4 protein-coding genes are annotated in these 6,866 nt (G+C 63.4%); all 4 read left to right on the forward strand.

All coding sequences use genetic code 11. From position 1 onward, the window contains the following. On the forward strand, nucleotides 1–1,737 hold a 1,737-nt coding region (locus RI554_09775), incomplete at its 5' end, for a PD-(D/E)XK nuclease family protein (GenBank protein MDR9392302.1). Continuing rightward, on the forward strand, nucleotides 1,718–5,110 hold the full coding sequence (locus RI554_09780) for a UvrD-helicase domain-containing protein (protein MDR9392303.1): 3,393 nt from the start codon (nucleotides 1,718–1,720) through the stop codon (nucleotides 5,108–5,110). The genes RI554_09775 and RI554_09780, both read left to right, overlap by 20 nt. 95 nt (nucleotides 5,111–5,205) lie before the next feature. Next, on the forward strand, nucleotides 5,206–6,333 hold the full coding sequence (locus tag RI554_09785) for a metallophosphoesterase (protein ID MDR9392304.1): 1,128 nt from the start codon (nucleotides 5,206–5,208) through the stop codon (nucleotides 6,331–6,333). A 125-nt stretch (nucleotides 6,334–6,458) separates the two neighbouring features. Further along, a partial coding sequence (locus tag RI554_09790) for an ankyrin repeat domain-containing protein (protein MDR9392305.1) occupies nucleotides 6,459–6,866 on the forward strand: 408 nt, incomplete at its 3' end.

The following is a 6,866-nucleotide window of genomic DNA, read 5'->3' on the forward strand; positions in this document are numbered from 1 at the left end:
CGACGCGAACATTGGACCCAGCTTCCTCGACATGACCGCGCTCCAGCAGACGTGTGGGAGGTGATCACCGAGCTCATCCACGATACCGACGGTCAGGCGGAGGCCTTGGAGGCCTTGGAGGCCTTCGCCGAGCGTTGGCTCGACGAAGAGGCGCGCGAGATCGTCGAACGGATCGTCACGGTGACGCCGTTCGGAGCGTGGGCGTCGACTCTGGAGAACATGAGGAATCCTGACGCGGTCGACGTGCGTGCGTCGATCCTTTGGTCCCCTGCCGGAGGATTGCCAAGCCAACCCCGACCGTATACGTGGCTTCTCGGGTTGTCCAGCCAAGAATGGCCGAGAACGAACCGGCAGGATCCACTCTTGCCCCTCCGGATTCTCGAATCGCGAGGCGTTCAACTCGAGGAGCAGACGCGAGGAGAGCGTGACCGCGCACTGTTCGATGCCATCCGCCACGCCACGGAATCCGAGTGCGTCGTAAGTCGCCCACGTGCCACGACCGACGGCAAACCGCGGCTACCCAGTCCGCTCATAGCGACCCTTCATGTCGAGGAGCGCACGGTGCCCTACGGCGACCCGGTCGACGCTCCGCTCAACGACCAACACCGCTCGGCGTGCGGCTCCGACGAGGTCCTCGCGGGTGACGGCGTTCGCGCTGCGGTTTCCACGCTCCACGCTTGGACGCGGGTCCCATCGCTCACGGCGCACGACGGTCGAGTTCGCGCAAACCATCCCGCCCTTCAGCGCGCGGTTCGAGAACCGATCTCGCCGAGCAAAATCGTCAAACTGGTGCGCGATCCGTTCGGATTCGTGGCCACACACGTTCACCGATGGCAGGAACCCCCATTACGTGCCGAGACCCTGACGATGGACCCACGCGACCTCGGCACTCTCTTCCATCACGTCCTCGAGCACGTCGTGGACGCGCTCGAAGCACAAGGAGCGTCGTTCTCGCCTAAGGAGCCCGCAGCGCTCAACACCCTCGATGCCGTCCTCGATGACGTGCGCGACGCATGGGGAGGGGGTCACGTACGCCCGCCTCGCGCGCTCTGGCACGCAACGCTCGAGGACGTGCGCGCGATGGCGCAACGCGTCCTCCTCCATGCGCGCGCGCCTCTCGATGGTGAGCGCTCGTACACCGAGGTGCGATTCGGCTTTGCCGATTCGTCGCTACCCACCCAGATCACCAAGCGAAACGCGCCCTGGGATCCGGCGACACCCTACGTCGTCCCCGGAACGGCCGTCCGGCTTCGGGGCATCATCGATCGCATCGACGTCAGTGACGACCGACGCTTCGCGCGTGTCATCGACTACAAGACGGGCAGGCCAAAGGGCGAAAAGGAGCTTCGCGACGGCCGCGAAGTGCAACGTGCGGCGTATGCAAGCGTTGTGCGCGCACACCTTCCCGCCGGAGCTCACGTGGAGGCGTCCCTGGTGTATGTCAAACCAACGGCGGTGGTCGCGCATTCCCTCTCCCAACCTGTAGAACGCCACGAGGAAGCGCTTGCAGGTGCACTCCGAGTTGCGAGCGAGCGCCTCGTCGAAGGGTTCGCTCATCCGGGGCGCGACGCGCTCACGGACCGCTACCGCGATCACCGGATCGCGTTACCCGCTTCCGCGCGTGAATACCAGTGGCTAAAGGAGGAAGCCTTCGCGGGCATCGAGCGCGAGGTCTTAATGCATTTCCTTTCCGTCGACCGGACCGAGAAGCATCAGGATGCCGATGCGATCGCTTGACGATGCAGCGCACAGACTCGAGGCGCTTCGAAACCACGACGCGAACGTCGTCATCGAGGCTGGCGCTGGAAGCGGTAAGACCGCCATCATGTCTGGACGCGTCGTGACGCTACTCGCTTCGGGCGTTCCGCCCGCGTCCATCGCCGCGATCACCTTCACCGATGCGGCAGGCGCCCAGCTTGCAAACGCGGTTCACGAGCATGTTGCCAGCGTGCTGGACGACCCGCAGTCCATGCATCCCGCCATCGAAACCGCGTTCCTCCAGGGAGGAAGTGACGAGCAGCGTCGCCACCTACGTCACGCGTCGAAACATCTTGATCGTCTCACGGTCGGGACGATTCATAGCTTCGCGCGAGAAATCCTCATGGCGTATCCCGTTGAGTCGGACATCGATCCAGGCGCCACGGTCCTCGACAAATCGCAAGCGGACGCGCTCTTCGGTGACGTTCTCGACGTGTGGCTGCGCGACCGGCTGCATCACGGGGCGACGGACGATGTGCTCGTCCGCACCGTCCATGCGTTCGGTGCACGTGCCGTCACCCTGCTGAGAACGATCGCTCACGAACTTCGATGGAGTCCAGATGCGGTCGCGCCAGTTGGAGAGCCCCTCGACATGGCTGTGGAGCGCATGATCCGGGCAGCGCGCGACGTCGCTGCGTGCGAGGGGGTCGTCGGGTATTCGACGCCCAAGCACGATTGGAACGTCGCTCGACTCAAGCCCGTCGTCCTTGATGAGGACTTCGTGCGCGGTGACGTGTGGACGGTGCTACGACATTTGAGCGAATCTCTTCGCCCGTTCTTCAGGCGTGATGGTTCTCAGTTCAAGAAGCGAATAAACGTCATTTCGAAGGAGGCATGGAGGCACGCGGGCGTACAGCAGGGGAGGCGGCCCGCAGATCGCGACGCAACCTTCGCTCACGTGGCCGACGCCTACGCAGCGATGGGTGACGCCATCGCCAAGTTGGCGCACGCTGCCTCCGACCACCTAATCTCCAGGATCAGCGCGGACATGATGACGCTCCAGCGCCGGTACGAAGAAGCCAAAGCGATGCGAGCGGTCATCGACTTCGACGATTTGATCCGACGCGCTCGAGACCTCCTTGCTAGCCAACCCGACGTGCGCGCCGAACTCGCTGAGCGCTTCCGCTACGTGCTCATCGACGAGTTTCAAGACACCGACGAAGCCCAAGCCGAAATCATTTGGCGCATCACATCCGAAGAGCACGCGGAGGATTGGCGCACCCTGCGAGCACGCCCCGGAGCCCGCTTCGTCGTGGGCGACCCCAAGCAGAGCATCTATCGGTTCCGCGGTGCGGACGTATGGACCTACACGAACCTGCGCGACCAAATCGCGTCGGCTTCGAACGGAATGCGGCTCAGCATCACCACGAACTTCCGCTCCTCGGCATCGATTCTGGACTTCGTCAACGAGACGTTTGCCGCGCCGTTGAGCCATCCATCCCAACCGGGCTACGAGCGGCTCGCGCCCACCCCAGTACGGCTCGCCTCGCGCGAGCGCCCGTCCGTGGCACGAATGGCCGTCACCCCGAGTAGCGCACGACCATCGCGAGAAAAGACTAACGAAAGAAGTCTACGCGATCTCCGCCGCGCGGAAGCCGACGCCGTCGCACGCACCGTAGCCGCCCTCCTCGAGGGCACGGCACTCGAAGGCCATGCCGCCTACGCCCCTGATGACGTCGCGTTGCTCGCACCGAAGGGAACCGACCTCGACATCTACGAGTCGGCCCTCGAAGAGATCGGCGTTCCCATCGCAAGCCAAGCAGGGAAGAACCACTTCGGGCAGCAGGTCACGCAGGATTTGCTTGCCTTGTGCCGGACGCTCGCCAACCCCTCCGACACGTTGGCGCTCGGTGCACTGCTTCGCGGCCCACTCCTCGGCTTCACCGACGAAGAGCTTCTCGACGCGCTCGATGACGCCCAATCCGCGTCGGATGGTGCCCATCACGTGCGACTGCGGCGCGACATGGACCCAACCCTCCTTCGCAACGAACGCCTTCGTACGATCCTCACGACCCTCGATGCGCTTGCCGATGTGACGCGAATCCGCACGCCGTACCAGGCGCTAGCACATGCCATCGACGTGCTCAACGTGCGCGCGGTCGTGCGCGAGCGCGATCCAAAGCGAAGTGCGCGCGACCTGAAGAACCTCGAGCAGGTTCTCGAACATGCGCGAGCGTTTGCTGGCCGAGGATTCCACGCCTTCACGCAATCCATGTGGGAATCCTGGCATGACGGTTCTCGCGAGCGGGAGTCGTTGCCCGACGAGACCGAAGCGGTCGTCTCGATGCAGACGATTCACGCCTCCAAGGGACTCGAGTGGCCGGTGGTGATTCCCATCAACATGTTCGGTGCGCCTCAAACACGAACATCGGCAATCGCGTCGAAGATGGACCCCGAACGGACGCAACCGGCCACGCTGAACGTAAGCCAGAAACTGGATGAGGATGACGGGTTTCGACTCATCACGTCGGCGTGGCACGAAGCACGTCAAAACCAGGAGCTGGAAGATCGGGCGGAGCGCGTTCGGCTGTGGTACGTAGTCATGACGCGACCGTCCGAACTCTTGATACTTCCCGAACCGGTTGACGTCTCCCTCAAGAATGCGGCGTGGTGGAACGTCGTCGCCTGGGAGTCCAGCCACCTTCCCTGGGTCGTGCCACGCCCTCCCGCGCCACGGTCGATTCCAACACCCCGCACCGGAGCACAGGCAGCCGAAAGCGTTCCGCGCGAACGCTACGCCCAGGCGACTCGCGCCATCATCGCCCGACGGCCCTCGTACGTGGACGTGCGCCCCTCGAATCACGAACGTCACGAATCGCCGAAGAGAAGCGTTCCGGAGTCGAGCGAAAACGGTGAAGATCCGCGACCTCGCCGGGATGGCACCGCTCGGGGCTCGCTCGTTCACGCCCTCTTCGAAGAAATCGTGTGTGGAGCGCTCGAAGCGGACGAGGTGCAGCTTCTCGCAAGAACGAAGACGCTTCTCACGCGCATCGAGAACGCTGCGAACATCGATTCCGAAGAGGTGACGGCCACCGTTCTCAAAGGTTGGCGGCATCCCGACGTCGCGGCATGGCATGGTCAACTCGTCGCGGAGTGGCACCTCCGCAAGGCCATTCCGCACGCCGAAGGGACGCACATCGTCTCCGGGATCGCCGACGCCGTAGCTCTCGACGAGCAGGGTGACGTTGCCCTCGTCATCGACTGGAAGAGCGACTTCGCGCCGAACGAAGACACTCGGCAATCGTACGCACGCCAGTTGCGTACCTACCTCGACGTTCTCGACGCTCCAGCGGGCCTGCTCGTGTTCGCCGCGCGTGGGGAAACGCTCTTCGTGGAAAGAGGGACGCCGTGATGGGCCCTTATTCCACCCGTCGGGAGCGAATCGCACGACAGAACGACCAACCATCCGCACGGAATTCATCGCTATCGCGCCCCACCAAATGGAGCATGCATGTCGAAACCCCTCCACACCTTCGATTGGCACATTGGAAAGAACTGAATGGCAAGTTCGATCTGATCCCCGAGCAGCAGCACGTGCTCAAGGTCGCTCACGATGAAGACCCAGCCGTGGTGGTGGTTGCCGGGGACGTGTTCGACACGCTCGAACAGCCGCCACGATCCGCATTGCGTACGTGGGCGTGGAGAAGCCAGGAGCTCGTCGAGAGCCGGTCGGGCGGACGTCCCCTCTTCGTCATTCCCGGCAATCGCGATCATGCGTATCGCATGTCACCAAACGCGGGGCTTGCTCGTCCAAGCGGCCTCCATCGATTTCGCGAGCTGGACCGTGCGCACGAGGCGCACGGCATCGGAGGCATCGAATTCTTCGGGTTTCCCTTCCACAAGCCAGGCCGCATCGGAACGTTGGCTCAGAGGCATGCTTCGGAAGCGAACGGGGATGAGGGGTCGATTGGGGACTTCGACTACGACGAAGCAATGCGATGGCTCACGAAGCGAGCGTTGAACACCAGGAGCGGCCAGCACCCATGCGTTGCGGTTGCCCATGCGTACGTGGACGGCGCCGAAGCGGAGGGCGTGGGTGAGGAGCCGGTGACGCTTGGAGGGACTGGCAGCGTTTCGGTGGACGCATTTGATGGTTTCAACTACGTGGCGCTGGGCCACATCCATCGCACCTACCCCCTTCCTGGCGCGAAACACGTCCGGTACGCCGGGGGCCTTTACCCATGCGCGTTCGACGAACGCAGCGACAAGTTGATCACCATCGTCGAGTGGCCTGACGAGGCGGTTGCCGGTACGTCAACCGCGACGCGCCTCGTGCCCCTCCGCTTGAGCACGGAGGTACGCACCATCGAAGAGATGTCGTTCGATGATCGCATCGCGGCGGGTGAGCAAGCTCGCCGTTGCGGGGATCATCGCGTGGATGACTTCATCCTCGTGAGCGTGATCGACCGGATACCCATCCCTCATGCGTCGTCGCTCCTCACGAGCTTGTACCTCAACGCGCAGTTCGAGCAGCGGGTGCTCGATGTCGAGATCGAGCGTCGGCACGATGTGCCCGATCCGCAGAACCATACGGTCGAAGAGATGTTCGACGCCATTTTTCGTCACGTGAATTGACCGGAGGCCGAAATGTGGGACCTTGAACGCCAATCGCTTCACGAGGTGCTCGACGAACTTGGAATGGAGCGAGAGGCGTCAAGCCGCCGTGCGCCTGATTCCCCAGCAGCCTTCACCATGAAAGGGTGAGCACGTTGCCGAATCTCCAAGACGTTTGGACCATGGCCAAGGATGGCGACGCCGGAGCGTTCAAGGCCATCATCGAGACCCACTCGGGCCGCGATCTCGAACAAAGGGACCCGCAAGGGTTCACGCCCCTTTGCCTGGCCGTGAAGCATGGCAGCGTCGATGTCGTTCGCGCGTTGCTGGACGCGGGAGTCGACCCGAACGAGCCGAGCTTGCCTGGCCGCCTCTCACCCTTGAGCCATGCCGTCGCGGAAGGGTCGGCAGAACTCGTGGCGATGCTCGTCGCGGCAGGGGCGAACATCGATGACGTTGACGCAAACGGGGCCACCCTGATGGAGGGTGCCGCAAGTCGCAAGCACGGTGACGAAGCAATTGCCGCACTCGTCGATGCGGGAGCAGACGTCAAC

Source organism: Trueperaceae bacterium (genome assembly GCA_031581195.1).
GTDB lineage: Bacteria > Deinococcota > Deinococci > Deinococcales > Trueperaceae > SLSQ01.